Consider the following 26074-nt stretch of genomic DNA (forward strand, 5'->3'; position numbering starts at 1 on the left):
AAGGATTTTACTGGCACCAACCATATGTACGCTCGCTTTCTCAGACCGATTGTAGCAGAAATCTGCCACAAGCTGTTTCCAACCATGGAACTGAACTGGGATAATAGGTTGCACGAAACGTGGCCATAATGTGATTTTTAGCGAAATCGGGACAAACAGGCAAAATGCAGCCGAAAATCATAAAAACAGCTGAAAATGTGACCCTAATCGGCGGCGGCGAAGTGTCGAAATCTGACTTTGATTGGTCTTTTGGACAGGCTCCGGTGGTTGTTGCGGCAGACGGGGGCGCCAATTTTGCCAGAATTGTAAATGTCCAACCGCACGCGGTTATCGGCGATCTTGATTCCATAGACCCGGACAACTTGGCCTCTTTGCCGTCCGATCAGGTGCACCATATTGCCGAGCAAGACAGCACAGATTTTGACAAATGCCTGCGATCGATCGATGCGCCGCTTGTCATTGGGTTGGGGTTTCTCGGGTTTCGGTTGGATCATCAACTTGCCGCGCTCAGCACCCTTGTCGCGCACCCCGAGGTTTCCTGCCTGCTGATCGGTTCGCACGACGTTGCCTTTCTGGCGCCGCTACAAATGACGCTGACATTGCCAATTGCGACGCGCCTGTCGCTTTACCCAATGGGAGCCGTTTCCGGGCACGCGCAAGGGCTGGCATATCCTTTGGACGATATTTGTTTTGCGCCTGACGGCCGGATCGGCACGTCAAACCAAACGACCGAAGAAACCGTGCAGTTGACGTTTTCGGATCGCAAGATGGTTGTCATTCTGCCACGTGATCAGGCTCAGGCGGCGCTGAACGGGATGCGCGGCGTTCGCGCAGGATGATATAAAGCCCGGCGGCCATGGTTACGCAGATGCCGGCCAAGGCCAGACCGTTAGGGAACTCGCTGAACACGATCAGCCCGACCACCGTGGTAATGGGAATCTCGATGTATTGCATCGGGGCCAACGTAGCCGAAGGTGCAAATCGCAACGACCACGTCATGAACAAATGGGCGAGTGTCCCGATTGCCCCAAGCAAAAGCAACAAGTCAAAGCGCAGATCGGGCAACGCGTATGCGACCTCTGGCGGAAGAAGCAGCAGCGGTAACAAAAGGACCGTGGCGAATCCTCCGCTGATCGTCTGCATGACGATGGCGTGCATATCCTTGGCCATTTGTCGCGTGACCAGCATGAAGAGCGAAAAGAACACGGCCACGGCCAAGGGCAACAAAGCCACGGCGCCAAGCTTTGCAAAGCTGGGTTGGATGACCATCAACGTGCCCAAGAATCCTACAGCGCACGCAGCAAACCGATGAACTCCGACGGTTTCGTGCAACACGAAGTGGCCCAGAAGCAGCATGATAAATGGCATGACAAAGGCGATCGCGATGGCATCGGCCAAAGGCATCTGACGCAGTGCCAGAAACATGCATCCCAGCCCGCCAATATGCAGCAATGCGCGCAGTGCCAGCAATCCCAAGTGCCGCCGTGACAGTCGCAGCGTGTACCCATTTAGCCAGACCAATGGCAGCAGGAACAGCACCTGCGCGCCGAACCGGACCACCAGCAGTATGGCGACCGGAACCGTTACGCTCAGCCATTTGGCAAGCGCGTCGCCCAAGGGGGCAAGCATACAAAATGCCAACATAAAGAGGATGCCGATGAACGGCCGATCTGCCTGCATGGCCCAAGGCTTATCGACAAAGCCCGGGCCCGGCAATCGTCAGGCGCGTTCGTCCTTTGGCGATTCCATTACGATGAACGAGGTCAGCGATGCCACTTGCGGCAATGTACCCAGCATATCTGTGTGAAACTTCTTGTACGCGGTCAGGTCCGCCACTTCGATACGCAGCAGGTATTCGATGGTGCCGGTTACGTTGTGGCACTCTCGCACTTCGGGCGTGTGGGCAACGGCCCGCTCGAAGGCGCGCTGCGATTCCTTCGAGTGGTTGTTCAGCCCAACCGTGATATAGGCCTTAAAGCCAACCCCCATGGCTGCAGGGTCCAACACGGCGCGATACCCGGTGATCACCCCGCTCCGTTCTAACTCCTGCACGCGTCGCAAGCACGCGCTTGGCGAAAGGCCGACGCGATCGGCCAGCTCCAAATTGCTGATCCGTCCGTCATGGGTGAGTTCACGCAATATTCGGCGGTTAATGTCGTCAATCTTGACCATTAATTGCAAGATTAGGCCCAGAAGCCACCTGTTTGCAATCCTATGGCGCGCGGAATCGATAATCTGCGCCGTATGAGCCACGAGAATTTGATTGCCCTTATGGGTTTTGCCTTTGTCACCTCGATCACGCCGGGGCCCAATAACCTGATGCTGATGGCCTCGGGGGCGAATTTCGGGTTTCGCCGCAGCATACCGCATATGCTGGGCATCGGTATCGGATTCACGGTGATGGTTCTGCTGGTAGGCGTGGGGCTGGCAGGGGTGTTCGACACCTATCCGATTGCCAAAACCGGCCTACAGGTGGTGTCGGTGATTTATATGCTGTGGCTGGCTTGGAAGATCGCCAATGCCGCCCCGCCCGAGGCCCGCACGGCTGAGGGCACGCCGATCACCTTTGTTCAGGCGGCGCTGTTTCAATGGGTGAACCCCAAGGCCTGGGCAATGGCGCTGACGGCGGTGACGGTTTATGCCTCCGGTGGGATTTGGGGCGTGGTGGCTGTGGCCGTGGTATTTGGGCTGGTCAACTTCCCCTGTGTCAGCAGCTGGACCGTGCTGGGTCAGCAGATCCGCCGGTTTCTGACCAATCGCAGTCGATTGCGCGCCTTCAATATCACAATGGCGGTGCTTCTTGTCGCGTCGCTGTACCCTGTTTTGCAGCTTTAGTCCCTGCCAGGACGCCAATTCGCGATTTCCGGCTCGCAGGGGGCGGCGACCTGCCTTATAAGGTGCGCGACGGCATCAAGGAGGTCCGAATGAGCGGCGAGCTTTCCCCGATTGACAAGGCCAAGTTCGTGGCCGCCAAACGCGCGGTTGATTTTGTCGAGGATGGCATGCGCGTGGGGCTTGGCACTGGGTCAACCGCGGCGTGGATGGTGCGCTGTCTGGGCGAACTGGTGCGCGAAGAAGGGTTGCAGATCAAAGGTGTGCCCACGTCGAACCGCACCGCGGAACTGGCCGCTGATGTCGGGATCGAGGTGATTTCTCTGGACGAGGCCAAGTGGCTGGACCTGACCATCGATGGCGCGGACGAGTTCGATAGCGACCTGAACCTGATCAAGGGTGGCGGCGGCGCGTTGTTGCAGGAGAAAATTGTCGCAACCGCGTCCGATCAGATGATCGTGATCGCCGACAGCGCCAAGGAAGTGGCGCAGTTGGGTGCCTTTCCACTGCCGGTTGAGGTGATCCCGTTCGGTTGGCAAACCTCGAAGGCGCTGCTGGAAGAAACCCTTATAAATCTTGATGTTCTGGGCTCGGACAGCACTTTGCGTATGAACGGGGACGCGCCCTTTGTCACAGATGAGGGCAACTATATCATCGACCTGCATCTTACCCGCATCGGCAATGCGCGCCAGACTGCGCTGGTCCTGAACCAGATCCCGGGCGTGGTTGAAAACGGGCTGTTCATTGATATCTGCGACATCGTCGTGGTTGGCCACGGCGATGGGCGGGTCGAGGTGCGGGACATCAACGCAGGCACGCTGGAAGAAGACAAGATTGACTTTCTCGAGAGCGAAAACTTGTTCTCGGACTTTTGAAAAGGCGTGCGGCGATGAGCTTTGACTATGACCTGTTTGTAATCGGCGGTGGTTCCGGCGGGGTGCGCGCGGCGCGTCTGGCCTCGGGCGAGACCGGGGCCAAGGTGGGCCTGGCCGAGGAATACCGCATGGGCGGCACCTGCGTGATCCGGGGTTGTGTGCCCAAAAAACTGATGGTGTTTGCCTCCAGCTATTCGGGCATGATGGAAGACGCGGCTTCTTATGGCTGGGACGTAACGGCGGGTGACTTCAGCTGGTCCAAGTTCCGCCCGCAGCTGGATACAGAGCTGAACCGGCTGGAAAACGCCTATCGCAACACGCTGCGCAATGCCGGTGTCGAGGCGTTTGACGCCCGCGCCACGCTGAAAGACGCGCATACCGTATCGCTGAGCACCGGCGAGGAGTTCACGGCAAAACACATCCTGATCGCCACCGGCGGCCGCCCCTTCACCCCGGACGTGCCGGGGGCCGAGCTGGCCATCACCTCGAACGAGGTGTTCCTGCTGGACGAACTGCCCAAGTCGATCCTGATCGTGGGCGGTGGCTTCATTGCCTGCGAGTTTGCCTGCATCATGAATGGCCTTGGCGTGCAGGCCACGCAGTTTTATCGCGGCCCGCAGGTTCTGCGTGGCTTCGATGACGAGGCGCGCAGCCATGTCGCCGCCCAGATGGTGGAAAACGGAGTGGACCTGCGGGTAAACACCGATGTGGCCAGCCTTGAAAAGGTAGACGGCGGCATCAAGGTCACCGCCAATGACGGCAGCGAAATGGTTGTCGACCAGGTTATGTACGCCACGGGTCGCGTGCCTAACACCGGCAACATGGGCCTGGAAGAGGCCGGCGTCGAAGTTGGCCGCAAGGGCGAGATCGTGGTGGACGACTTCTCGCAAACCAAGGTGCCGTCGATCTTTGCGGTGGGGGATGTGACCGATCGCATCAACCTTACGCCCGTGGCCATCCGCGAAGGTGCCGCGTTTGTCGAGACCGTGTTCAAAGGCAACCCGACCAAGCCCGACCACGAACTTGTCCCCAGCGCCGTCTTTACCCAGCCCGAGCTGGGCACTGTCGGCCTTACCGAGGAAGAAGCCGCCGCCCAAGGCCCCATCGACGTCTATGTCGCCACCTTCCGCGGCATGCAGACGCTTTTTGCCGGCCGGCAGGACAAGGTACTGATGAAATTGGTCGTTGATCAGGCCAGCCAGAAGGTGCTTGGCTGCCATATCGTGGCCGATCACGCCGGTGAGATGATACAATTGGCCGGTATCGCGGTGAAAATGGGCGCAACCAAGGCTGATTTCGACCGAACGGTTGCAGTTCACCCCACAATGGCGGAAGAGTTGGTGACAATGAAGGCGCCGACGCGCTCAACTTGATTTTCGGGCCTCACCCTCCAGTTATGATGGGGTGAGGCATTCAAACAACAAAAGAGGTTAGACCCTGCATGTCTGGTAACAACGGCGGCCCTTGGGGCGGAGGAGGCGGCGGAAACCGCGGTGGCGGAGATGACCGCGACCGGCGTCCGCAGCGCCCCCAGAACGGCGGTGACCAACCCCCGATCCCTGAGATTGACGAGCTGATGAAGCGCGGTCAGGAACAGCTGCGTGTCCTTATGGGCGGTCGTGGCGGCAACAATGGCGGTGGGCGGTCCGGCGGTCCTTCGGGGCCCAGCGTTGGACGCGGTGGCATCGCTTTGGTGATTGCTGTTCTGGCCGTGGTTTGGCTGGTATTGTCTTTCTATCGCGTGGACACGTCTGAACAATCGGTCGAGCTTTTGTTCGGCGATTACGTTCAAACCGGAAACGAGGGTCTGAACTTTGCGCCCTGGCCGGTTGTCACGGTTGAAAAACGTGCAGTGACCCGTGAAAGCACACTGGATATTGGCACCGGCACCAGCAGCACGTCGGATGCTGGCCTGATGCTGACGGGCGATGAGAATATCGTGGACATCGATTTCCAGGTGGTGTGGAACATCAACAATCTGGAATGGTTCCTGTTCAATCTCGCTGATCCCGAAAACACCATCCGCGCCGTATCGGAATCGGCCATGCGTGAGATCATCGGTCGTTCCAACCTGGCGCCGATCCTGAACCGTGATCGCGGGGCCATTGCGGCCGAGCTGCAGGAACTGATCCAGGCAACGCTGGATAGTTACGAGGCCGGGGTGAACATCGTGCGGGTCAACTTCGAAAAGGCCGACCCGCCGCGCGAAGTGATCGATGCCTTCCGCGAGGTGCAGGCCGCCGAACAAACCCGCGACACGCTGGAAAAGCAGGCCGACGCCTATGCCAACCAGGTCGTTGCCGAGGCACGCGGTGCCGCCGCACAGATGCTGGAACAAGCCGAGGGTTACCGCGCGCAGGTCGTGAACGAAGCCGAAGGTGAAGCCAGCCGATTTGTGGCCGTCTACGAAGAATACGCCAAGGCGCAAGAGGTCACGCGGAAACGTCTGTACCTTGAAACGCTGGAACGTGTGCTGAGCGATGTGGACAAGATCATCATCGACGAGCAAGCCGAAGGCGGGCAGGGGGTTGTACCTTACCTGCCTCTGAATGAACTCAATCGCTCGCGGGGGTCAAACTGATGTCACGTTTGAACATTCTCTTTGGTGTCGTTGTCGTCGCCGTCGCGCTTCTGTTCTCGTCGGTTTACATCGTGGATGAACGCCAAAAGGCGCTGCGACTGTGGTTCGGTGAGGTTTCGGCCGTAATTGAAGAACCGGGCCTGAACTTCAAAATCCCCTTCCTACACGAGATTGTCTTCTACGATGATCGCATTCTGCCACTGGACAGCGCGCCCCAGGAAATCACGCCCAGCGATGACCGCCGTCTTGTTGTCGACGCGTTCGCCCGTTGGCGCATTCAGGATCCGGTCACCTTCCGCCGCGCGGTTGGTACCGGGGGCGAGGCCGCCGGTGCACGCCGGTTGGAGCGTATTCTGAACGCCGGTGTGCGCGAGGTGCTGGGCCGCGTGGATTCCGGTGCGATCCTGTCGTCGGACCGTGTCAGCCTGATGAACCAGATTCGCGACCGTTCGCGCGCCGAAGCGGCAAGCCTGGGGATCGAGGTGGTCGACGTACGGATCAAGCGCGCCGATCTGCCGACACAAAACCTGAACGCCACGTTCGAGCGTATGCGGGCTGAACGCCAGCGTGAAGCCGCGGACGAGATTGCTCGCGGTAACGAGGCTGCACAACGGGTGCGGGCACAGGCTGACCGAACGGCAGTAGAGACCACGTCAGAGGCGCAGAAGGATGCAGACATCATCCGCGGTGAGGCCGACGCCCGCCGGAACGCGATCTTTGCCGAGGCCTTTGGCCGTGATCCCGAGTTCTTTGCCTTCTACCGGTCGCTGTCGGCCTACGAGAAGGCGCTGAACGGCGCGAACTCTACTCTGGTGATTACGCCCGACAGCGAGTTTTTCGACTATCTCAAGTCGGACCGTCTGGGCGAATGAGCTGGATCCTGCTGGCCATAGGGCTGGTGTTGGTTGTCGAGGGGCTGGTGTTCGCACTGGCCCCTCTGCGCATCGAGGATATCCTCGAGGCGATGCGCCGCGTGTCGCCCGAGACACGCCGCTTTCTGGGTTTGGGGGCGATAGCGTTGGGCGTATTGCTTGTCTGGGTGGCGCGCAGTTTGGGCGCTTAGGCGGAAATCGGCCATTCAATTCATAAAATCACGTCTAAGTGAGTGTGCGTTAATTGCTTTGATATGTGCATTTCTGCAACTATCTGAAGAGTATGAGGCAGAAAGCCGGCGCCCCATGACCGGCCCATATTCTAAACCCCAAGGAGGTTTGAGTGACCGTTTTGGCCCTATCCCAAACGAATTCCACGCGTGATGTTGGTGCGCGCGCCGTGCTGGCGCTGTTCGCTGGCCTCGCTTTGCTGTTGTTGCAGGCCGTCGCTGCGCAAGCACGCATGCCCGAAAGCTTTGCCGATCTGGCTGAACAGGTCAGCCCCGCCGTGGTGAACATTACCACGTCCACAACAGTCGCCGCATCGACCGGCCCCGGGCCGCAACTGCCGGAAGGGTCACCTTTCGAGGACTTCTTTCGCGACTTTATGGATCCCGAAGGCCCCCAGCGGCAGCGCCGCGGTCAGGCACTGGGCTCGGGTTTTGTGATCTCCGAGGACGGGTTCATCGTCACCAATAACCACGTGATCGAAAAGGCTGACGAGATCGAGATCGAGTTCTTCTCGGGCAAGCTGTTACAGGCCACCGTGGTTGGTACCGACCCCAACACCGACATCGCCTTGCTGAAGGTCGAAAGCGACGAACCTTTGCCGTTTGTACCCTTTGGGGACAGTGACCAGATGCGTGTTGGCGACTGGGTGATGGCCGTAGGCAACCCGCTGGGTCAGGGCTTCTCGGTCTCTGCCGGCATCGTATCGGCCCGTAACCGCGCGTTGTCTGGCAGTTTTGATGATTTCATTCAGACCGATGCAGCGATCAACCGCGGCAACTCGGGGGGGCCGTTGTTCAACACCGATGGTGAAGTAATCGGCGTGAACACCGCGATCCTCAGCCCCAATGGCGGCTCGATCGGTATCGGTTTCTCGATGGCCTCGAAAGTGGTCACCAATGTTGTGGCACAGTTGAAAGAGTTCGGCGAAACCCGTCGCGGTTGGCTGGGCGTGCGCATTCAGGACGTTTCGCCGGATGTCGCCGAGGCAATTGGCCTGGAAAACGCTGCAGGCGCGTTGGTTACTGATGTGCCGGATGGTCCGGCCAAAGACGCCGGCATGGAGTCCGGTGACGTGATCGTAACCTTCGACGGTGTCGAAGTCGAAGATACCCGCGGTCTGGTCAAAGTTGTCGGAAACTCGCCGGTGGGCAAAACGGTGCGCGTTGTGGTGTTCCGCGACGGCAAAACCCAGACGTTGAAAGTGACGCTGGGCCGCCGTGAGACTGCCGAAACCGCCGTTCCCGCCGCGGCCGAACCGCCCGCGACCGAGCCCGAAGAGCAAGAGATCTTGGGCATGACCGTCACCACGCTGAACGACGAGTTGCGCGGGCAGCTGGAGATCGACGCCGATACCGAAGGTCTGGTGATCACGTTGATCGAAGAGGGCAGCGAAGCCTACGAGAAAGGCCTGCGCGCGGGGGATGTGATCACCGAGGCCGGCCAGCAGAAAGTGACCGGCGTGGCCGATTTCCAGGCTCGTATCGATGAAGCGACCGAGGCGGGCCGCAAATCGCTGTTGCTGTTGATCCGTCGTCAGGGCGATCCGCGCTTTGTTGCGCTGGGTCTTGGTGACTGACCAGTTGATCCCGTCAGTGAAAAGGGCGCTTTATGGCGCCCTTTTTTATTCCGATCGAGGATACGCAATCAGGCCCAGCCGCCGCGCCGCCGCGATCGACAGGATCGAACTGTCCAACCCTTGCGGGGCCTGAAAGGCACGAATGGCGCGGCGTGTGTCGGTGTCCAGTCGCCCGTGATCTGATCCTGCATACTGCCCGCGTGCGTTCAGGGCCCTTTGCAGACTGGCGATGAACTCGGGCGTCAGGACATTCAGACAGGGGGTCTCGAACAACAACTCTTGCCGCTCTTTGACGATCCGCTGCTGGGTTTCGGTCTTGTAGTAAGCAGGTGCCAGCACGGTGCCATCGGCCGAAACCTGCGCGGGTTGCAAAAGCACCTGCTGCGTGACCGTTTCCACCACGGCGGGGCTGCTGTCTGATCCCCAGCAGCTGCCCGGCGCGGCGCCGGGCGGCGCAGCGGCGGGGGTGTAGGGGGCAGTTGCATCGGCACGCGCAACAAGCCCGGGCACGGTACCCGGCTGACATCCGGCCAATATCAGGCCAGCGGAAATTGCGACAATCGCTTTAAACATACTGCTCGTGGGGTTTGCCCCGGTTTGCGCCCTTATACCCGTTTCGCGCCTTCGGCGAAAGGTTTAGCCGGCGGTCGGTTCAAGCAGGCTGTCCAGCATGTACGAGATATCCTCGATCCGCTCGGCCACAACATGCACCACGCCCGCCTCGCGCTGAATGCGACCGGTGACGCGCAACAGGCGCCCGGCAATGACGGCCCGACGAAACTTTTCATAGGTCTTGGCCCAGACCACCACGTTACAGACGCCGGTTTCGTCCTCCAGCGTGACAAAGATCACCCCCTTGGCGGTACCGGGCCGTTGGCGCACCAGCACCAGCCCCGCCACGCAAACCCTCGCACCCGCCGGCGGGTCAACCAGCCGGTTATGCGGGATGCAGGCCGGCGGCAGCGGCCAGGGATCCGGCGGGGGGGTGCTGGGCTCTGTCATGAGAACAAAAATAGAACAAACGGTGGGAAAAACAAGTGATCACCGGTGCGCTGGAAACCGTGTGGCTTTTGCCGTATTTGAGCAGGGAATGACCAGGAACTTCTGAGGGCATGATGGCCAAGATCACCTATATCGAACATAACGGGCGCGAACATGTTGTGGACGTCGCCAATGGGCTGACCGTGATGGAAGGCGCGCGCGACAACAACATCCCCGGCATCGAGGCCGATTGCGGCGGCGCTTGTGCCTGCTCGACCTGCCACGCCTATGTGGTGCCGGATTGGGTTGAGAAGCTGCCGGCCAAGGAAGCGATGGAAGAGGATATGCTGGATTTCGCCTGGCAACCCGACCCCGCCCGCTCACGCCTGACCTGCCAGTTGAAGGTAACCGACGATCTGGACGGGCTTGTCGTGCAGCTGCCCGAAAAACAGATCTGATGCCCCAAGCGCCGCGTCTGCCCCAGCGCCTCTGGGAAACGGTCCTACGCGGCGCGCTGCTGGTGTTGATATGCGTGGCACCGGGGTTCGCGGCGGCGTGCCCGCCAGACTTCCGCCCTTTCGGGGATGCCGGGCGTTCGACCAAAACATTCTTCCGAAACGTCAACGGGGTGGCAGGGCGGCATGTGAAATGGGCGCCATTTGGCGCAAAGATCACGCTGCACGCAGGGTACAGTGCCGAAACGAACGAGTATGGCCATGGAATTCTCGGGCCGCTAACCGATCGCAAGACCCTGAACATAACCATGGCCCAAGAGGGTGACAATAATAACAAGTTCTCGTGTCCTAGGGGAGATCACCTTCCGCTAGGGGCCGTCTTCGAAGACGTGATGCCGCGGTTTGCTGACGTCGATCAAGATGGAATGCCCGAGATAATTACGGTGGTATCGGACGCCAATCTTGGAGCGCAATTGAGGATTTATGACATCCACGGCAATCAGCTTGCTGCAACGCCGCATATCGGTACACGGTTCCGTTGGCTCGCGCCAATCGGTGCTGCAGATCTGGACGGTGACGGCCATGTCGAGATCGCCTATATTGACCGCCCCCACCTGGCCAGGCTGTTGCGCATTTGGCGTTACAGGGATGGACGCCTTGAACATGTCGCTGACATGCCGGGGCTGACCAATCATCGGATCGGAGAGGATTTTATCACCGGCGGCATTCGTGACTGCGGTGACGGGCCCGAGGTGCTGGTTGCGGATGCACGTTGGCGCGAGGTGATGGCGGTGCGCTTTGATGGTCGGATTCAGGCGACACCGATTGGGCTATTTCGCAACACCGAACAGGTCGCGAACCTGCTCGCCTGCCCTTAAGACCGGGCGCAACACTCCGGGGGTGCGGGGGCCGAGCCCCCGCCTTGGTCGGACCGCGCAAGCGGTTCGAAACCTTACAGCGCGCGCCAGCCGATATCGCGCCGCAGGAAACCATCGGGCCAGTTGATCGCGTCGCACATGGCATAAGCCCGGTCGCGGGCCTCTTGCAGCGATGCGCCCCGCGCGGTGACGTTCAGCACGCGCCCGCCATTGGCGGTGATCTGGCCATCCACCTCTTTGGTGCCCGCGTGGAACACCATGTTCATGCTGTCTTCGGGCAGGGCGTCCAACCCGCTGATCACCGAGCCTTTTTCATACCCGCCCGGATATCCCTTCGCCGCCATCACCACTGTCATCGCGTGATCGTCGGCCCAATTCACCTGCGCCTGGTCCAGCTGCCCGTTGGCGCAGGCCAGCAGGATATCCAGCACCTGCGCGCCCAGCCGCATCATCAGCGCCTGGCATTCCGGGTCGCCGAACCGCACGTTGTATTCCACCAGACGCGGCTGGCCGTCCTTGATCATGAACCCGGCATAAAGCACGCCCTGATACGGCGTGCCACGCCGCGCCATCTCGGCCACGGTGGGTTTCACGATCTCGTCCAGCGCCCTTTGCGTTACCGCGTCGGTCATCACCGGGGCCGGGGAATACGCGCCCATGCCGCCAGTATTCGGCCCCGTATCGCCTTCGCCCACCCGCTTGTGGTCCTGCGCAGTGCCCACCGGCAGCACGTTTTCACCGTCGCACAGGATGAAGAAGCTCGCCTCTTCGCCTTCCATGAACTCTTCGATCACCACCTCGGCGCCGGCATCGCCAAATTCGCCGCCGAACATGTCGTCGATTGCCGCCAGCGCCGTTGCCTCATCCATCGCCACGATCACGCCTTTACCGGCGGCCAGACCGTCTGCCTTGACCACAATGGGCGCGCCTTGCGCGCGGATATAGGCCTTGGCCGGGGCGGCCTCGGTAAAGCGTGCATAGGCGGCGGTGGGGGCACCGCAGGCATCGCAGATCTCTTTGGTGAAGGCTTTGGAGGCCTCCAGCCGCGCCGCTGCGGCCGAGGGCCCAAAGACCGGAATGCCCGCCCCGCGCAGCGCGTCACCCACGCCTGCGGCCAAAGGCGCCTCGGGGCCGATCACCACGAAGCTCACGGCGTTTTCCTCGGCAAACGTGGCCACCGCGGCGCCGTCATTGATGTCGATCTGGGCGCATTCGGCGATTTCCGCCATGCCCGCATTGCCCGGGGCGCAGATCAGCCGGTCACATTTCGGGTTCTGCTTGATCGCCCAGGCCAGGCTGTGCTCGCGCCCGCCGCTGCCCAAAATTAGAATATTCATCGCCTGTCCCTGCTTCACCTTCGGTGGACCGCGTTCTAAGCTGGACCCAAGCCCATGACAAGCGAGCAGCCATGTCCGACCTGATCGACGACCCCGCCCCCGGCGGCAACGCCCCCGAGTTCACTGTGTCCGAGATCTCGGGCGCGGTGAAAAAGACCATCGAAGGCGCGTTTGGCCGCATCCGCGTGCGAGGCGAGGTCGGGCGCGTGTTCAAGGCGCGTTCGGGGCATCTCTATTACGACGTGAAAGACGACAACAACGTGCTGGCCTGCACCACGTGGAAGGGGCAGGTGGCGCGTCTGTCGGTGGTGCCCGAGGAAGGGATGGAGGTCATCGTCACCGGCAAGCTGACCGCCTTTGGCGCGCAGTCGAAATACAACATGAATGTCGACGAGGTCACCGTGGCGGGCGAAGGCGCGCTGATGGCGATGCTTGAGAAACGCAAAAAGGCGCTGGCGGCCGAGGGGCTGTTTGCGCCCGAACGCAAGAAACCGCTGCCCTATCTGCCCGAGATCATCGGCGTCATCACCTCACCCTCGGGCGCGGTGATCCGCGATATCCTGCATCGTCTAGCCGACCGGTTTCCGCGCAAGGTGCTGATCTGGCCCGTGGCCGTGCAGGGGCAGGCCTGCGCGCCCGAGGTCGCGCGCGCCATCGAGGGGTTCAACCGGCTGACCCCCGGCGGGGCTTTGCCGCGGCCTGATCTGCTGATCGTGGCGCGTGGGGGCGGCAGTATCGAGGATCTGTGGGGGTTCAACGAAGAGGTTGTGGCGCGCGCCGTAGCGGCCTCGGACATTCCGTTGATCTCGGCGGTGGGGCACGAGACTGATACCACGCTGATCGACTTTGTGTCCGACAAACGCGCCCCCACCCCCACCGCGGCGGCCGAGCTGGCCGTGCCGGTGCGGGCCGAGCTGCTGGCCTGGGTGGGGGATCAGGGGGCGCGTTTGACCCATGCGGCCACCGGCGGGCTGGGGCGGCGGGGCGAAAAGCTGCGCGATCTGGCACGGGCCTTGCCGCGGCCCGAAAGCCTGCTGGAAAACGCGCAGGTGCGGCTGGACCGGGCCGGCGGGCGGCTGGCCCCGGCCCTGCGCGGGGTGACCAGCGTGAAACGTGTGGCGCTCGAAAAACAGGCCGGCGCGCTGCGCCCGGGCGCGCTGCGGTTGCGGATCAACGATGCGGCCGCGCGGCTGGCTGAGCGCGCCACGCGCCTGTCACCCGACACGCTGACCCGGCAGATCGACCGGCAGCGCGAGGCACTGGCGCAGGTCTCGGCCCGGCTGTCGCGCGCCGGCACCACGCAGGTCGCCACCCTGCGCGACCGGCTGGACGCCACCGACCGCATGCGGCAATCGCTGGGCTATCACGCAACGCTGGAACGCGGCTTTGCGGTGGTCCGTGCGGGCGAAGAGGTTGTGACAACCAAAACCGCCGCACAGAAGGCCGGCGCGCTTGAGATCGAATTCAAGGATGGCAAGCTGCCGCTGGATGGTCGCCCGGCCCCGCGCAGCGCGCCAAAGAAGCCGAAGCCACCCAGCCAGGGCTCGTTGTTCGACTAAACGCCCACCTGCGGGCCGGGGCAATACAGCGGCTCGGGGCTTTGGTTGACCTCAACCAGCGTTGTGGCGTCGGGATCGTTTTCGAACTGCGCCAGGATGCCATTGTCGCGGGCAAAAAAGCTCCAGCATTGCGGACCGTTTGCCTCGCCGTCATAGACGAAACAGATCTGGTCATTGTGCTCGAACCACTCGCCGGTCAGGCATTCGCCGTCCAGAAAGCTCCAGATCACGCGGCGGCCGGGCAGGTATTGTTCGGCCCCGTAGGCGGTGCCCTGCGAGCTGTAAAACAACGTCTTGCCGTTGGAATAGCTGTCGAACTGCAGGGCGGTCATCGGGGTTTCCGCCAAGACCGGTCCGGCCAGCGTCAGGAATGTCAGGATCGCGGCGCGCATGGGGTTCCCTTTGCGTTTCATCGGTGGTCAGTCTGCCATGTCGGCGGGCAGGGTGCCAGCGGCCAGTTTGCCACCCGGCAACCAGTCGCCGACCCGATGATCCATACTGCGCCGCCACAATGGCGGGATCAGCGCGATCATACCCATCACCGGCAAGCTGTGCGGCAGGCGCGGCATCGCGTTAGGCGGGTCGATGTGCAAGGCCGGGTAGGGGCGGGTGGGATGCGCATGATGGTCCGAATGGCGCGGTGCGTGCAGCATAAGCCGGCCAGAGAACCACTGCCGCGCGTTCCACGAATGGGCTGGTCCCACGGGCTCGTACCCGCTGCCTTGAGGGGCTCGTTGCAACCCGTAATGCTGTACGTAGTCCGATATCAGCAATTGGAACGTCGCATACACTGCCAAGGCCAAATGGGCTGCCATACCCGCCGGCCCCGCGAAGGCCCAACTGAGCGTCAAGGCCAGCATCGCGCCAAGCACATATGCCACAAAGGGATGCTGCCACATGGGTTTTTGCGTACTTGCCCGCGCTGTCCGGGCGTTTTCAGCCTGCAGCCCAGCACGGAACGAGCCGACCCACGCACGGCACGCAAAGGCATAAACGTTTTCACCAAACCGGGCCGAGTTCGGATCACGCGGCGTGGCGACCCAGCGGTGATGGATCAGCGGATGCGCCGAGGCGTGGTGGCCAAACAGCTGCCAGATATACATCCAGCGCCCCAATTGGTGCAGGGGCCGCGCGCCGCGATGGATCAGCTCATGCGCGGCCGAGTTCGAGACCTGCCCGAAGTAAAGGCCAAAGGCGAAGAATGCGCCGATCCGTTCAGCCGTCGTCAGCGCCATTTGCCCCGAAACCGCCATCACCGCCAACAAGAACAGCACAAAATGCGCCACCCCCAACGCCACCAGCAACCGGTCGCTGGCCGGGAACTCGGCGCCCTCGGGCGCGTTTTGCAGGCCCAGCCGCAGCACCCTGTCCAACCCATAGGTCAGCGCCGTCATATAGATCAGCGCCGCCCAGACCCAACCACCGCCCGCCAGCCCCGCCAGCGCCAGCAGCCCCGCCGGGGTCAGCGTGATGGCCGAAAACAGGCGCAGATGGGTGGCGTTAGAGGTCACGTTGGGGGCTCGGGTCGCGTCGGTTGGGGCGCAGAATGCGCCATTCGCGCGGCCATGGCCAGCCCCGGCCTTTCCCTTGGCCCGGATTACGATTAAGTGACGGGGGTCGGAGGTATGCATGGCGTTTTTCAAAAAGCTCAGAGACCGGATGTTCAAATCTTCTTCCAAGCTGGAAGAGGGGTTGGAAGCGATTGTTGACGAGGGGGGCGAAGAGACCCCGCCCGAGGCCGATATCGCCCCCGAAACTGCGCCCGAACCCGCCGCGCCAGCGGCGCCGGACCCCGTGTCCGAACCGGCGCCTGCCGTCGAGCCTGCGCCTGCTGCCGAGCCTGCACCGCAGCCCGGCCTGATCTCGCGCGTGCTGGGGCGCCGCGACGGCCCGGTGAAACGCCGGGTGCTGGATGACGACATGCTGGAAAGCCTCGAAGAGCTGCTGATCACCGCCGATATGGGTGTCGACACGGCGCTGCGCGTGACCGCCAATATGGCCGAGGGGCGGCTGGGCCGCCGGGTCTCGGTCGACGAGATCAAGGGGCTGCTGGCCGCCGAGATTGCCCGGATCATGGAGCCCGTTGCCAAACCCCTGCCGCTTTATCCCAAGCGCCCGCAGGTGGTTCTGGTGGTCGGCGTGAACGGCTCGGGCAAGACGACGACCATCGGCAAGCTGGCCAGCCAGTTCAAGGCGGCGGGCAAAAACGTGGTAATCGCGGCGGGTGACACGTTCCGCGCCGCGGCCGTGGAGCAGTTGCAGGTTTGGGGTGACCGCGCCGGGGTGCCGGTTCTGACCGCGCCCGAGGGGACCGATCCCGCCAGCCTGGCCTTTGACGCGATGACACGCGCGCAGGATGACGGGGCCGATCTGTTGATGATCGACACCGCCGGGCGGCTGCAAAACCGCGCCGATCTGATGGAGGAGCTGTCCAAGATCGTGCGCGTGATCCGCAAGAAAGACCCCGACGCGCCGCATAATACCCTGCTGGTGCTGGACGCGACCACCGGGCAGAACGCGATGAACCAGGTCGAGATTTTCCAAAAGCTCGCCGATGTCAGCGGGCTGGTGATGACCAAGCTGGACGGCACCGCCAAGGGCGGTGTGCTGGTGGCATTGGCCGATAAGTTCGGCCTGCCGATCCACGCCATCGGTGTGGGCGAGCAGATCGACGATCTGGCCCCGTTTGACCCCGAGGATTTTGCCAAGGCCCTGGCGGGTGTTGACGGGTGAGCAACTGGCTGAACGCCATTCAGGGGACCGAGACCGGCCATCAGGTTGCCCTGATGCTGGCCCTGACGGCGGCAGTGCTGCATGCGATTTTCGGGGCGCTGCAAAAGGGGCGGTACGATCCGTGGATCAGCCGCGGCGCCATCGATGTGTGGCTGTTCGTGCTGGCCGCGCCCATCGCGCTGTTCCTGGTGCCGTGGCCGCAGGGCAACCAGTGGCTGCTGCTGTTCGGGGCGCTGGGCATTCACTTCGTCTATAAGGTCGGGATGGCGCTGGCCTATGCGCGCGGGGCGTTCACCGTGGTTTACCCGGTGGTGCGCGGCACCGGGCCGCTGTTCACCGTGGTTGGCGCGTGGCTGATCTTTGGCGAGACCTTTGCGCCGCTGCAATGGGTGGGCGTGGCCTCGTTGCTGGCGGGGATCTTCGGTCTGGCGGTTTACAACCTGATCCATATCGAGGTGGACCGCGACACGTTGGTGCCGGCTTTGTGGTTGGCAGTGGCGACTGGCGGTATGGTGGCGGTGTATACCACCTATGACGCCTATGGAATTCGGGCCACACCGAACCCATTTACTTTTCTTGCGTGGTTTTTCCTGATCACGGCGGTGGATTTTCCGGTGATCGCGGCGCGGCGTTGGTGGCGCATGCCGGTGCGGCCGGATCTGGGCCCATTGCTGCGGCACGGGTTTATCGGCGCCATTGTGGCCTTTGGCAGCTTTGGCTCGGTGATGATGGCCACGCGGCTGGACAAGGTGGGCGAGGCGGCGGTGCTGCGCGAAACCTCGACGGTATTTGCTGCGCTCATCGGATGGGTGCTATTGGGAGAACAAACCGGCCCGCGGCGCGTGGCGCTGATGGGCCTGATCGCCGCAGGGGCGGTGATCGTGGAACTTGGTGGATGAAGATGGACGAGAAAAAAGTGAACCCTGTGGTGAAGCTGGCGCTGGAATTTGGGCCCATCGTGGCGTTTTTTGTGGGCTATATGATGCTGCGCGACCGCAGTTTTGCCATTGGCGGCACCGAATATGACGGGTTCATCCTGGTCACTGCCGGGTTTATCCCGCTGATCCTGGCCTCGACCGCGGCGCTTTGGGCGCTGACGGGCAAGGTGTCGCGCATGCAGATTGTCACGGCGGTTCTGGTGGTGGTGTTCGGCGGGCTGACGGTGTGGCTGAACGATGATCGGTTCATCAAGATGAAACCCACGATCATCTACGTGATCTTTGGCGGTGTGCTGGGGCTGGGCCTGCTGCGCGGGCAGTCGTACCTGCAATATGTCATGGAGGGCGTCATGCCCCTGACCGATGAGGGGTTCATGATCCTGACCCGGCGACTGGCGATGTTTTTTGGCGGTTTGGCGGTGGCCAACGAGTTTGTGTGGCGCACGATGAGCACGGATGCCTGGGTGAACTTCAAAACCTTCGGGCTGACGCTGGCGATATTTGCGTTTTTCATGACGCAGGGGAAGCTGTTCGACGCCTATGCCAACAAGGAAAGCGACGAGGCGTGACCTGATTGTGCGCCTTGCGGCGCGCTGTTTTTTCTCGGCTCTCGCCTTTGGCTCCATCCTCGGGGTGGCGGGTGTGGATCAGCTGCGTTTGAACAGGTGGCTGTGCGATTTCTTGTCCGCTTGCAGGTTTGACCGCAGCTCGGCCGCCAGGGCGCGACCGGCCTGAACGCCGGGGCGGTCACTGACGCGGGTTAGCCAGGCGGCGAAATGGGGTTTGTCGTCCAGCGTTTGTTGCTGGCCCTCCCACAGCGAGGCCCAACCCCAGATCGCCATATCGGCGATGGAGTAGAAATCGCCCGCCACATACGTCCGGTCGGCCAGCCGTTTGTTCAGCACGCCGTAGAGGCGGCCGGTTTCGGTGCGGTAGCGGTCTTTGGCATAGGGCAGGTCGTTAGGGGGCTCCATCGCCGGGGCGTATTTCAGGAAATGGTGCGCCTGGCCGGCCATCGGGCCGAGGCCGCCCATTTGCCACATCAGCCATTGGTCCACCTCGATCCGGTCGCGCTCGGTCTCGCCGTAAAACCGGCCAGTTTTGCGCGCCAGGTATTGCAGGATCGCGCCGCTTTCGAAGATCGAGATCGGGGCGCCGCCGGGCCCGTCGGGGTCGACGATGGCAGGCATGCGGTTGTTGGGCGAAAGCTTCAGGAAATCCGGGGCAAACTGGTCGCCTTTGGCGATGTTGATCAGGTTGAGATTATAGGGCAGGCCCATTTCCTCCAGCGCGATGGAAACCTTCCAGCCATTGGGCGTGGGCCAGAAATACAGTTCGATCGGTGCGGTCATTGTTCTCTCCCCTGAACCCTTGCGGTTCAAGATGGGGATTTACCTGCGGCTGGCAAGAGGGTTGCGGCCTGCAACGCGGGCAACAGGCGCGACCAGCGCGGCGATTGCGCGCTGCGCTGGCAGTTTTTCAGCGCGTTGAATGGCAATTTACCCGACAGGAAGGCGCGGTAAAGCGGGAACATGCCGGGGCGCAGATACGGGCTCCAATGACATATCTTGCGGCGCGAGGGCGCAACACGGTGGCCCAGATCACCCAGCGCCGCCAGCGTCTGGGGATGGTCGATCTGCAACGTAGCAAGGTTGGGCGGCGTGCCACGCGTGGCGTGGGTCAGGGTGCGGTCGGGCCCGTGGCTGAGGCCGACCAGCCCTTCGAAGAGGAAATCAAACAGGTCGTTTTCCCGGCTGGTGATGGCCAGAACCTGCGCCGTCTGCCCGGCCGGGCTGTTCATGGCCGCACAGGCCGTGCGCGACAATTCGGCCGGGGCCATCAGGACCATGCGATCGATACTGTGGGCGGGTAGGGCGCGCAGCGCGGCCAGAGCGACCCGTGCGCCCAACGAATGGGCGAAGAAGTGAATGGGGCGGTGTGGGGCCATCTCTTGCAACAGAATACAAAGATCAGCAAGCGCCACACCGGCGTTCTGGGCCGTATCGTAAGCGCGCCAGATGTCTCCATCTGCCTGCCAGCCAAATGCCAGCGCCACACCTTCGCCCGGTTTCCCGGTAAAACCAAGGTGGCGGGGCCACGAAATAGCCTTGCGGTCCCGGCTTTCGGGGGCGGGAGACAGGATATGGTTGTGCGGGTTTCGGCCTTTGCGGCGGGGCGAGAACTTGAACCCGTGCACCATGATGACGATGGGGGTATGACGGGGCGAGTCCGCGATGGCCCGGTGCAGCAGCGGCTCTGGCGCTACTCCGGTCGGTGAAACAATTGATGTGCCCACGGCGTTGATCTTGACGAGGGGCATCCGGCAGCTCCCACAACATCTTGTGGTTTGCCACTAACGGGCTACTGCGACAGGCCCGTGAACCCTTGGTGACAGAAGCATGACGTGGCTTGACGGCACCATGGCCCCGGGGTATCTGCAGAACCGTGGCGATTTGTTACCGGATTGCGGGCCACGTTAAATATGCCGCTAAAAGGTCAGGGATGCATGACACCCCCGCCTTCACCGGTGCGGGGTTTTTTTGTGCGAAAGGACGCGCGATGGCTGAGTGGAAAAATCGGACGAAACAGGTGCATGGCGGCACACGCCGCAGCCAGTATGGCGAAGTGTCCGAGGCAATGTTTCTGACCCAGGGCTTTGTCTATGACACTGCCGAACAGGCCGAGGCACGGTTTGTCGAGCTGGGCGAGGACGAGTTTATCTATGCCCGCTATGGCAACCCGACCGTGCGCATGTTCGAGGAACGTCTGGCCGCCATCGAGGGGGCCGAGGATTGCTTTGCCACGGCTTCGGGCATGGCGGCGGTGAACGCGGCGCTGACCTCGGCGTTGAAGGCGGGCGATCACGTGGTGTCGTCGCGGGCACTGTTTGGGTCGTGCCTGTTCATCCTGGAAACCATCCTGCCGCGCTTTGGGGTTGAGGTGACATTTGTCGATGGCACCGATCTGGACGCATGGCGCGCGGCGCTGCGCCCCGACACCAAGGCGGTGTTCCTGGAAACCATGTCGAACCCGACGCTGGAGGTCATCGACGTGAAAGGCGTGTGTGACCTGGCGCATGAGGTTGGCGCGCTGGTTATTGCCGACAATGTCTTTGCGACGCCGGTGTTCTCGCGCGCGTTGGAACTGGGTGTTGACGTCGTTGTCTATTCAACCACCAAACATGTGGACGGTCAGGGCCGCTGTCTGGGTGGAGCGGTTCTGGGCACAAAGGACTTCATTCGTGGCACGTTGGAGCCGTATCTGAAGCATACAGGCGGCGCGATGAGCCCGTTCAACGCCTGGGTGATGCTGAAAGGTCTGGAAACACTGGACCTGCGCGTTCGCGCACAGGCCGAGACCGCCCAGAAGATCGCCGAGGCGCTGGACGGCCACGACAAGATTGCCAAGGTCCGCTACCCGGGTCTGTCAGCCCACGCACAGCACGCGATTGCGGCTGAACAGATGGGCTCGGGCGGTACCGTGGTGTCGATCGAAGTGACCGGTGGCAAAGATGGCGCGTTCCGCTTTCTCAACGCCTTGGAACTGGTGACCATTTCCAACAATCTGGGCGATGCCAAAAGCCTTGTGACCCATCCGGCAACCACCACGCATCAGCGTCTGACGGACGAGCAGAAAGATACCCTGGGCATTGCGCCGGGCCTTCTGCGGATCAGCATGGGGTTAGAAGACAGCGATGACATCCTGGCCGATTTGTTACAGGCCCTGAACGCGATTTGACCCAATGTCAGCGCCTATATTGGGCGCAGGAATTGGACTTGTGCCTGAAAGCGCCTAGATTGTGTGAACGATTGGGCCAATGAGGGAGGCGCCAGTGACCGTTCAGAAACCGGCCAAGGGAAAAGAAGACCTTGACGATATGCGTGCCGCATTGGCGCGTCTGCGGGACTGGGCGGCGCATGCCTCGCCTGAAGAACTGGCAGCCGTGGATCCAGCCGTTTCGCGGTTGGTTCCCGGCAATGCGCTGGATAATCGTCCGCCGATGCGCCGTGACTATCCGCAGGATTTTCAGGCCGACGCCGCCTATCGCGCCACGCTGCCTGATCTGCAGAACGGCCCCGAAAGCCTGATCCGCGGCGCCCGCAAGGCGTTGCAGCATGTGGGCATCTCCAATTTCCGCCTACCGATCCGCTATCACACCCGCGACAATGGTGACCTGACGCTAGAAACCTCGGTCACCGGCACCGTCAGCCTGGATGCCGACCGCAAGGGCATCAATATGAGCCGCATCATGCGCAGCTTTTACGCGCATTCCGAACGCGCCTTCAGCTTCGAGGTGATCTCGACCGCGCTGGATGATTATCAGCGCGATCTGGACAGTTTCGATGCCCGCATCATGATGCGCTTTTCGTTTCCCGTGCGCCGGCCATCGCTGCGCTCGGGCCTGTCGGGGTTTCAGTATTACGACATCGCGCTGGAACTCAGCGAGCATGCCGGCCAGCGCCGCAAGATCATGCATCTGGATTATGTCTATTCCTCGACCTGCCCCTGCTCGCTGGAGCTTAGCGAACATGCGCGGGCCGAACGCGGGCAGCTTGCCACGCCGCATTCGCAGCGCTCGGTCGCGCGTATTTCGGTGGCGATGAAGGACGATGCCTGCCGCATGTGGTTCGAAGACCTGATCGACATCTGCCGCGCCGCCGTGCCCACCGAAACCCAGGTGATGGTCAAGCGCGAGGACGAACAGGCCTTTGCCGAGCTGAACGCCGCCAACCCGATCTTTGTCGAAGACGCGGTGCGGCTGTTTGCCGAAGGTCTGGCAGCCGATGACCGGATCGGCGATTTCCGCGTGGTGGCCAGCCATCAGGAAAGCCTGCACAGCCACGATGCCGTGTCTGTTGTTGTCGAAGGCGACACGTTTGCCCAGCAAAGCCTCGATCCACAGCTTTTCGCCTCGCTCATCCACCACGGCTGATCACGCCCGGCTTGACACCGCCCGGCGCAATGGCCAAGCCTGCGCCCATGATTGATCTGCGTCCGGTGGGATATGTAATTGGCCTGTTGGTGGCCGTGCTGGGTAGCACGATGTTGATTCCGCTGGCGGTGGACCTGTGGACGGGCAACGACAACTGGTTCGTATTCCTGGAAGGGGCGATCCTGACGGTTCTGACCGGTGCCCTGCTGGCGATGTCCAGCGTCAGCGGCATGTCGGGGCGGCTGACCCTGCAACAGACCTTTTTGATGACCACCGGCGTGTGGCTGGTTCTGCCGATCTTTGGCGCGCTGCCGTTTTACATCGGCGGCCCCGAGATGCGCGCGGTGGATGCGTTTTTCGAGGCGATGTCGGGCCTGACCACCACCGGGTCAACGGTGATCGTGGGGCTGGACGACATGCAGCCGGGTGTTCTGGTCTGGCGGTCGATGCTGCAATGGTTTGGCGGCGTGGGAATCATCGTTGTGGCGATGGTGTTTCTGCCCGAACTGCGTGTGGGCGGCATGCAGATCTTCCGATCCGAAAGCTTTGACACCGGGGGCAAGGTGCTGCCCCGCGCGGCCCAGATCGCGGCGCGGATCATCGTGATCTATGTGGGCCTGACCGCCGTTTGCCACGTCTGTTACGTGCTGGTGGGGATGTCACCCTTTGACGCCTTCAACCACGCGATGACCACGGTGGCGACCGGCGGGTTCTCCACCACCGATGCCTCATTCGGCGCTTTCCCCGGCGCGGCCGAGATCGTGGCAACGGTCTTTATGATCCTGGCCAGCCTGCCTTTTGTACGCTACGTCCAAATCCTTGCCGGACAACCCGGTGCGATCTTGCATGACAGTCAGGTGCGGGCGTTCCTTGTGACCTTCGTGATCATTGTCGTGATGTTGGTCGCCTTCAACTTGGTGGCCAATGGCGCCAGCTTTGGCATCGCACTCAGGCAAGTGTTGTTCAACGGCGCGTCCATCCTGACCGGGACAGGCTATGCCAGTACCGATTATCAGCTGTGGGGCGCATTCCCGGTGACGGTGTTCTTCCTTATCGGATTGATCGGGGGCTGCGCCGGGTCGACCTGTTGTTCGATCAAGGTGTTCCGGTTTCAGCTGCTCTTTGCCTCGGTCCGGGCGCAGTTGCAGCGCATCCATTCGCCCCATGGCGTGTTCACCCCGCATTACGAGGGCCGCCGCGTGTCCGATGACGTGCTGTCATCGGTGATGGCGTTTTTCCTGATGTTCGTGGTGTCGCTGGGGGTGCTGGCGGTGGCGCTGTCGATGACGGGGCTGGACTTTGTCACCTCGATCTCGGGCGCGGCCACGGCGCTGGCCAATATCGGGCCGGGCCTTGGCGATACCATTGGCCCGGCAGGCAGTTTTGCGCCGCTCAACGACACGGCAAAGTGGCTTTTGTCGGCCGCCATGCTCATTGGCCGGTTGGAACTGCTTGCGGTCTACGCCTTGTTAACCGTCAGCTTCTGGCGCGGCTGAACCTCAGTTCCAGCAAGACACCCGAACGGTCATGTCCGCCGCCAGCGCCGTCAATTCAACCGGATGCAAGGCGCCCGCGCCGTCCGCTGCGGCAAACGTCACACCATTTTCCGACAGGAAACCGGCGATGGTCGGCACGTTTGAGGCAAAACTGACATCGCCGGGCAATTGCCGCGCGCCCTGGGTCGCCGGCATCAACAGGCCCAAAACGGCGCCCGAGACGTCCAGAACCGGCCCGCCGGCATCGCCGGGCAGCGCCGCCAGTTCCAGGCGGTTGATGCTGTCTTCACCCGCCAAGCCCTTGACGTCCGCCAGGCGGCCATAGGTCACCACCGGCTCGTCCAACACGTCCTCGTACGAGAAACCCGCAACGGCAACTTCGGATTTCAGGCGCGGTGTCGCCGACAAAAAGGCCGCATGGCTAAGCGGTGCCAACCCGTTGCGCGGCGACAACAGGGCAAGGCCCAGTGCATCATTGCGGGCCACGATGTCGGCCTCTTCCTCTTCTCCGATGGTCACGCGCGCGCATTGCGAAAGAACATCCGTTGTGGTCAGGACCGACCCGGTTGCATCCACAAAAAAGCCGCTGCGTGACAGCTCGGGGCGGCGGATATCCAGGCCGGACAACAGGTCCAGGCCCTGAACCGCGTTCGGGTCGCCCAGTGTCTCATCCAGGGCGATATCTCCATAGGGCGCAAAGCTTTCGCGCATAATCTGCACGGTTTTCTGCATCAGTTTCTCGTCGCCCGGCTTCCAAATCAGGGTGAAACCTTTGACAAAACCATCGTCCGTCGCAGCGTATGTATACGAGTTCAAAGACGGGCTTTGACCGGTGAGGGTAAAGCTGTTGCTTTTTCGTTCGCGCGCGCCATTCAGCGGCACAATCTCGAGTGTCTGCATGATGTCATACAGGCCAAACAGCGTGGCCTGATCGCCGCGCTGGCTGATCAGCAGCACCCGAACACCGTCGTCGGTGGCGCTGTCGAAATGAACAAACGGCGCTTCGTAGCGGCTGAACTTGACAAGGCCGGTTGGCATGGTCACGCGGATGCCGGCCTCGGCCTCCTCTACTTCTGCAAGACCCAGCTTGGCGAATACGGCGCGGTAGTTTGCCATCAGTTCCTCGCGCTGGCGGGTGGTCAGAACACCCGTGGCTTCGTACCCCATTGCGGCCTGGTATTCGCGCATCGAACGCCGGGTGCCCGGGCCATAAGCGCCATCAATTGCAGCCTTGTAGAAGCCTTCCCATTGCAGCGCCTCCTGCAGCGCCATCTTCTCGTCACGCGTCATGCGGCCTTCGCTTTGACGTGCTTCGCGGGGGCTTTCGTCAGGCAGCGTCGTTTCAATGACCTGAGGTTGCGGTGTGGCTGCCGGGGCCGCCGCTGCGGCGCCCACGGGCCAGAACTGCTGCCGGAATGCCTGGCTGTCAGCGAGATAGCTGTCAGCCGGAATCAGCCCGCCCCGCACCAGCAGGCGCAATTCGGTGGCGGCTGCGTCGGGTGTGAACGGGCCGATTGCAACGACGTACCAACCTGTCCCGGCGCGAAATCCAGCGACATTGTCCATGGCGTTAGAATAGGCGCGGGCGCGCCCTTCGGCCTCTCGCAATGTTGGATGCGCTTCAACCTGGATCCACGTTGTGCCTTGCGCAAACGCAATGCTTCCCAACAGCATTGCGCAAATGAATGACACTGCACCAATCACCTGTTTCATTCGATGTTCACCTTAATGATACATATTTGCCCGTTTTGCCGACCCTAAGCCGACAGCGGTTGTTTTGCACCATGGTAAATGCTG

At 61.9% G+C, this 26074-nt stretch carries 27 protein-coding genes and 1 riboswitch; of the genes, 17 read left to right on the forward strand and 10 right to left on the reverse strand.

Annotated elements, in window-relative coordinates:
- The first annotated feature begins 197 nt into the window (after positions 1-197).
- The gene (locus ACMU_RS17260; protein ID WP_236626294.1) at positions 198-839 is read left to right on the forward strand and encodes a thiamine diphosphokinase; all 642 of its coding nucleotides are present in this window, start codon (positions 198-200) and stop codon (positions 837-839) included.
- On the opposite strand, the gene ACMU_RS17265 is transcribed toward ACMU_RS17260, so the two are convergent.
- Both ACMU_RS17265 and ACMU_RS17270 read right to left on the reverse strand, forming a co-directional pair.
- Positions 775-1680, reverse strand: coding sequence for a DMT family transporter (locus ACMU_RS17265; protein ID WP_035262193.1), 906 nt, complete (start codon positions 1678-1680; stop codon positions 775-777). The two genes, ACMU_RS17260 and ACMU_RS17265, sit on opposite strands and share 65 nt — an antisense overlap.
- A gap of 39 nt (positions 1681-1719) precedes the next feature.
- Positions 1720-2172, reverse strand: coding sequence for an Lrp/AsnC family transcriptional regulator (locus ACMU_RS17270; protein ID WP_035262195.1), 453 nt, complete (start codon positions 2170-2172; stop codon positions 1720-1722).
- A 72-nt stretch (positions 2173-2244) separates the two neighbouring features.
- Between ACMU_RS17270 and ACMU_RS17275 the strand changes: the two genes are divergently transcribed.
- The 7 genes from ACMU_RS17275 (at position 2245) to ACMU_RS17305 (ending at position 8967) form a co-directional block, all read left to right on the forward strand.
- A complete protein-coding gene (locus ACMU_RS17275; protein WP_035262344.1) occupies positions 2245-2835 on the forward strand; it encodes a LysE family translocator in 591 nt (196 codons plus the stop codon).
- A gap of 89 nt (positions 2836-2924) precedes the next feature.
- Positions 2925-3707, forward strand: a complete 783-nt coding sequence (gene rpiA / locus ACMU_RS17280) for a ribose-5-phosphate isomerase RpiA (protein WP_035262348.1) — start codon at positions 2925-2927, stop codon at positions 3705-3707.
- Between the two features lie 14 nt (positions 3708-3721).
- Positions 3722-5080 carry a glutathione-disulfide reductase gene (gene gor / locus ACMU_RS17285; protein ID WP_035262205.1) on the forward strand — a complete coding sequence of 453 codons (1359 nt, stop codon included), beginning with the start codon at positions 3722-3724 and terminating at the stop codon, positions 5078-5080.
- 68 nt (positions 5081-5148) lie between these two features.
- Entirely contained in the window at positions 5149-6288 is a 1140-nt protein-coding gene (gene hflK / locus ACMU_RS17290; RefSeq protein ID WP_035262207.1) for an FtsH protease activity modulator HflK, read from the forward strand.
- Positions 6288-7160, forward strand: a complete 873-nt coding sequence (hflC, locus tag ACMU_RS17295) for a protease modulator HflC (RefSeq protein ID WP_035262209.1) — start codon at positions 6288-6290, stop codon at positions 7158-7160. The genes hflK and hflC overlap by 1 nt, the downstream gene beginning before the upstream one ends.
- Positions 7157-7351: a DUF2065 domain-containing protein gene (locus ACMU_RS17300; RefSeq protein WP_035262212.1), complete on the forward strand. Its 195-nt coding sequence runs from the start codon at positions 7157-7159 to the stop codon at positions 7349-7351. Before hflC ends, ACMU_RS17300 begins: the two co-directional genes overlap by 4 nt.
- Positions 7352-7503: 152 nt before the next feature.
- Complete coding sequence (locus ACMU_RS17305) at positions 7504-8967, forward strand: Do family serine endopeptidase (RefSeq protein WP_051588425.1); 1464 nt, start codon at positions 7504-7506, stop codon at positions 8965-8967.
- Between the two features lie 45 nt (positions 8968-9012).
- On the opposite strand, the gene ACMU_RS17310 is transcribed toward ACMU_RS17305, so the two are convergent.
- The gene (locus tag ACMU_RS17310; RefSeq protein ID WP_236626295.1) at positions 9013-9477 is read right to left on the reverse strand and encodes a peptidoglycan-binding domain-containing protein; all 465 of its coding nucleotides are present in this window, start codon (positions 9475-9477) and stop codon (positions 9013-9015) included.
- Between the two features lie 126 nt (positions 9478-9603).
- On the reverse strand, positions 9604-9969 hold the full coding sequence (locus tag ACMU_RS17315; RefSeq protein WP_035262218.1) for an OB-fold nucleic acid binding domain-containing protein: 366 nt from the start codon (positions 9967-9969) through the stop codon (positions 9604-9606).
- Positions 9970-10082: 113 nt separating this feature from the next.
- On the opposite strand from ACMU_RS17315, the gene ACMU_RS17320 reads away from it, so the two are divergent.
- Both ACMU_RS17320 and ACMU_RS17325 read left to right on the forward strand, forming a co-directional pair.
- Entirely contained in the window at positions 10083-10406 is a 324-nt protein-coding gene (locus ACMU_RS17320) for a 2Fe-2S iron-sulfur cluster-binding protein (protein WP_035262356.1), read from the forward strand.
- A 185-nt stretch (positions 10407-10591) separates the two neighbouring features.
- The gene (locus tag ACMU_RS17325; protein ID WP_035262368.1) at positions 10592-11281 is read left to right on the forward strand and encodes an FG-GAP repeat domain-containing protein; all 690 of its coding nucleotides are present in this window, start codon (positions 10592-10594) and stop codon (positions 11279-11281) included.
- A 74-nt stretch (positions 11282-11355) separates the two neighbouring features.
- Here the strand turns inward: ACMU_RS17325 and purD are convergent, their stop codons facing one another.
- Positions 11356-12618: a phosphoribosylamine--glycine ligase gene (purD, locus tag ACMU_RS17330; RefSeq protein WP_035262371.1), complete on the reverse strand. Its 1263-nt coding sequence runs from the start codon at positions 12616-12618 to the stop codon at positions 11356-11358.
- Positions 12619-12689: 71 nt separating this feature from the next.
- Between purD and xseA the strand changes: the two genes are divergently transcribed.
- The gene (gene xseA / locus ACMU_RS17335) at positions 12690-14177 is read left to right on the forward strand and encodes an exodeoxyribonuclease VII large subunit (protein ID WP_035262221.1); all 1488 of its coding nucleotides are present in this window, start codon (positions 12690-12692) and stop codon (positions 14175-14177) included.
- Here the strand turns inward: xseA and ACMU_RS17340 are convergent.
- Together ACMU_RS17340 and ACMU_RS17345 are read right to left on the reverse strand one after the other, a co-directional pair.
- Complete coding sequence (locus ACMU_RS17340; RefSeq protein WP_161635704.1) at positions 14174-14590, reverse strand: hypothetical protein; 417 nt, start codon at positions 14588-14590, stop codon at positions 14174-14176. The two genes, xseA and ACMU_RS17340, sit on opposite strands and share 4 nt — an antisense overlap.
- 6 nt (positions 14591-14596) lie before the next feature.
- Entirely contained in the window at positions 14597-15808 is a 1212-nt protein-coding gene (locus tag ACMU_RS17345; protein ID WP_081805591.1) for an alkane 1-monooxygenase, read from the reverse strand.
- On the opposite strand from ACMU_RS17345, the gene ftsY reads away from it, so the two are divergent.
- The 3 genes from ftsY to ACMU_RS17360 are packed head-to-tail and all read left to right on the forward strand — an operon-like array spanning position 15807 to position 18417.
- Positions 15807-16910: a signal recognition particle-docking protein FtsY gene (gene ftsY, locus ACMU_RS17350; protein ID WP_035262224.1), complete on the forward strand. Its 1104-nt coding sequence runs from the start codon at positions 15807-15809 to the stop codon at positions 16908-16910. The two genes, ACMU_RS17345 and ftsY, sit on opposite strands and share 2 nt — an antisense overlap.
- Positions 16907-17809, forward strand: coding sequence for a DMT family transporter (locus tag ACMU_RS17355; RefSeq protein ID WP_035262227.1), 903 nt, complete (start codon positions 16907-16909; stop codon positions 17807-17809). Before ftsY ends, ACMU_RS17355 begins: the two co-directional genes overlap by 4 nt.
- Positions 17810-17811: 2 nt before the next feature.
- Positions 17812-18417, forward strand: a complete 606-nt coding sequence (locus ACMU_RS17360; RefSeq protein ID WP_035262383.1) for an inner membrane-spanning protein YciB — start codon at positions 17812-17814, stop codon at positions 18415-18417.
- 78 nt (positions 18418-18495) lie between these two features.
- Here ACMU_RS17360 and ACMU_RS17365 read toward each other — a convergent pair whose 3' ends face one another.
- Together ACMU_RS17365 and ACMU_RS17370 are read right to left on the reverse strand one after the other, a co-directional pair.
- On the reverse strand, positions 18496-19200 hold the full coding sequence (locus ACMU_RS17365; protein ID WP_035262231.1) for a glutathione S-transferase N-terminal domain-containing protein: 705 nt from the start codon (positions 19198-19200) through the stop codon (positions 18496-18498).
- Positions 19201-19226: 26 nt separating this feature from the next.
- Positions 19227-20168, reverse strand: a complete 942-nt coding sequence (locus tag ACMU_RS17370) for an alpha/beta fold hydrolase (protein ID WP_035262234.1) — start codon at positions 20166-20168, stop codon at positions 19227-19229.
- Positions 20169-20283: 115 nt separating this feature from the next.
- A riboswitch (SAM riboswitch) is annotated at positions 20284-20360 on the forward strand.
- Between the two features lie 47 nt (positions 20361-20407).
- On the opposite strand from ACMU_RS17370, the gene metZ reads away from it, so the two are divergent.
- From metZ to ACMU_RS17385, 3 genes are all read left to right on the forward strand, one after another.
- Positions 20408-21586, forward strand: coding sequence for an O-succinylhomoserine sulfhydrylase (gene metZ / locus ACMU_RS17375; protein ID WP_035262385.1), 1179 nt, complete (start codon positions 20408-20410; stop codon positions 21584-21586).
- A 139-nt stretch (positions 21587-21725) separates the two neighbouring features.
- Complete coding sequence (gene folE2 / locus ACMU_RS17380) at positions 21726-22781, forward strand: GTP cyclohydrolase FolE2 (RefSeq protein ID WP_051588430.1); 1056 nt, start codon at positions 21726-21728, stop codon at positions 22779-22781.
- A 47-nt stretch (positions 22782-22828) separates the two neighbouring features.
- On the forward strand, positions 22829-24277 hold the full coding sequence (locus ACMU_RS17385; protein WP_035262388.1) for a TrkH family potassium uptake protein: 1449 nt from the start codon (positions 22829-22831) through the stop codon (positions 24275-24277).
- 3 nt (positions 24278-24280) lie between these two features.
- On the opposite strand, the gene ACMU_RS17390 is transcribed toward ACMU_RS17385, so the two are convergent.
- On the reverse strand, positions 24281-25990 hold the full coding sequence (locus ACMU_RS17390) for a serine protease (RefSeq protein WP_035262240.1): 1710 nt from the start codon (positions 25988-25990) through the stop codon (positions 24281-24283).
- Positions 25991-26074: the final 84 nt, after the last annotated feature.

The sequence above is a fragment of the Actibacterium mucosum KCTC 23349 genome (genome assembly GCF_000647975.1).
GTDB lineage: Bacteria > Pseudomonadota > Alphaproteobacteria > Rhodobacterales > Rhodobacteraceae > Actibacterium > Actibacterium mucosum.